This is a genomic window from Porphyromonas uenonis DSM 23387 = JCM 13868 (genome assembly GCF_000482365.1).
Taxonomy (GTDB): Bacteria; Bacteroidota; Bacteroidia; order Bacteroidales; family Porphyromonadaceae; genus Porphyromonas; species Porphyromonas uenonis.
Genome location: NZ_AXVC01000041.1, coordinates 1 through 1,794 on the forward strand (window position 1 = coordinate 1; position 1,794 = coordinate 1,794).

Annotated in this window: 3 protein-coding genes; 1 reads left to right on the forward strand and 2 read right to left on the reverse strand. The window is 45.4% G+C overall.

Annotated features, from left to right (window positions below):
* Positions 1-287: ClbS/DfsB family four-helix bundle protein (locus tag L215_RS0103685; RefSeq protein ID WP_027451360.1), on the forward strand; the 287-nt coding region annotated here is incomplete at its 5' end.
* Between the two features lie 38 nt (positions 288-325).
* Here L215_RS0103685 and L215_RS0103690 read toward each other — a convergent pair.
* On the reverse strand, positions 326-1,591 hold the full coding sequence (locus L215_RS0103690) for a PcfJ domain-containing protein (RefSeq protein ID WP_027451361.1): 1,266 nt from the start codon (positions 1,589-1,591) through the stop codon (positions 326-328).
* A partial coding sequence (locus tag L215_RS0103695) for a Cas9 inhibitor AcrIIA9 family protein (protein WP_027451362.1) occupies positions 1,588-1,794 on the reverse strand: 207 nt, incomplete at its 5' end. The genes L215_RS0103695 and L215_RS0103690, both read right to left, overlap by 4 nt.

Genomic DNA, 1,794 nt, shown 5'->3' on the forward strand with positions numbered 1-1,794 from the left:
CTTTTCTTCCCGAACCTTACAATTGGAGAACTTACCCTGCACTGAATGTTGAGTTTTGGAAGAAGCACCAAAGCACATCGTTGGAGGAAGCAAAGGAAAACTTGAAAGCGTCTCATAATGCTGTAATGGCGTTGATAGGAAATTATTCCAATGATGAACTTTTTGCCAAAGGCTCATTGCCTTGGACTGGGACATCTATACTCGGAGCATATTGTGTCTCAGTGACGGCAAGTCACTACGATTGGGCGATGAAGAAAATAAAGAAGCATATCAAATTCTTGAAATAACCTTAGTGAAAAAGAGCCGACAGCTCCTTTACCGACCTTCATCGTACAACTTCCCGTATCAGTTGGCTATGGGCATTGACAAGGCTCACGATTTGCTCGTGGTATGGGGTGTTTTGGTTGCATACGCCACGGCTTTGGATTACTTGGAGTGTGTCCAGAGAGACCTCTATCGTTTCTATTCGTTTGTCCTCAATGGTAGCAGACAGAATGAGCGAGTTCTCTTTGAGATAGTACTCATTTGAAAATAGGCAGTGGTGCAATTCAGCTCCTTCGTCCATATACTCCTGCACGCTCTCCAGGACGTGTACTTGGATTGTGCCATCCGTGAAACGGATGCCGAAGAACTTTGACTTGAGTTCACGAAAACGCGCTTCGTCCGCCATTGCCTTTTCCCGCTTTCGCTCCATCGCCTCCCGCTCACGCTGTCTGCGAAGCTCCACTTCTTGTTTGTTATGCTCTCCTCTGAGGTCGGAGGGGCAGATGTATTTCGGGTTGTGGATGTCCTTACCCAATCGTTTGAGCATATCTACATAGTCACACCATAAGGCAATGTCGCTTATTATATAGTGGTGACGAAGTGTCAACTTGTATGAGCTCCAATAGTTGTCAAGCCCTTTGCCCCTTGATAGGAGATATCTTAAATCCTTATATCGTCCTGCTTTCATCATTGTTTCTGCACGACTATCAGTAAGTAGAGCGGGGATGAGTTGAGTAGGAGCTATGCCGTGAAACTCTCCGTTGAAGCCATTTCTATAAAGCGTATCCGTGACCTTTAGCTTAGGATATATCTGAAAAGAGGCTACATATCGGTAAGCTTCACTATCGTTACGGATAGCCATCGGAGAGTAAAAAGAGAAGCTATCAATGTAATGTCCAAAAGTACGCTGTATGGCTACTAGTGCTTGTCTCCCCGCATCGTTCCACCAATAATGCCCAATCTCAATGACAGAACTCTGAGCTCTGCAACCTTTCTCCATACCTACAACAAAGAGAAACATTCGCAACACTTGATACGCCCCACAAGTGGTTAGTAGCGTGAAGTACTGCTTCTGTTGTAACTTCCGCACTCTTGTTGTCTTGACTTGCAGACTTGCCCTACATTGAGGGCAAGTGCAAGTATCTATAGGCTGCTCTAAAGTCCAACTATAACCACAATCCATACAAGTCGTACGACCTTTAGGTAAGCGGAAGGCAAAGTGGTCTATACACTCACGGAATGCCCACTGATGCTGAGCTTTTGTTATCGGGCATAGTCTCGTACTCAGTGCCAATACGGCTTTCTCAAACTTGTTCCTAGGTTTCATAGGGCAAGGGTGTCAAATAGTGTGGGTTGCGGTTGTATAGAAGATGTTGTCTCGGGTCTTTCAGTTCTCTTGGGTCGCTCGTTTCGCTTCTGCAATTTAACAAGTTCCTCTTGTTGGTATTGCTTGATAGCTTCCTGCCGTGCTTGCTTTTTCTCTTCTTCGGAGAGCTCTACAACGTGATTGACCACAACATTGCAACCAGA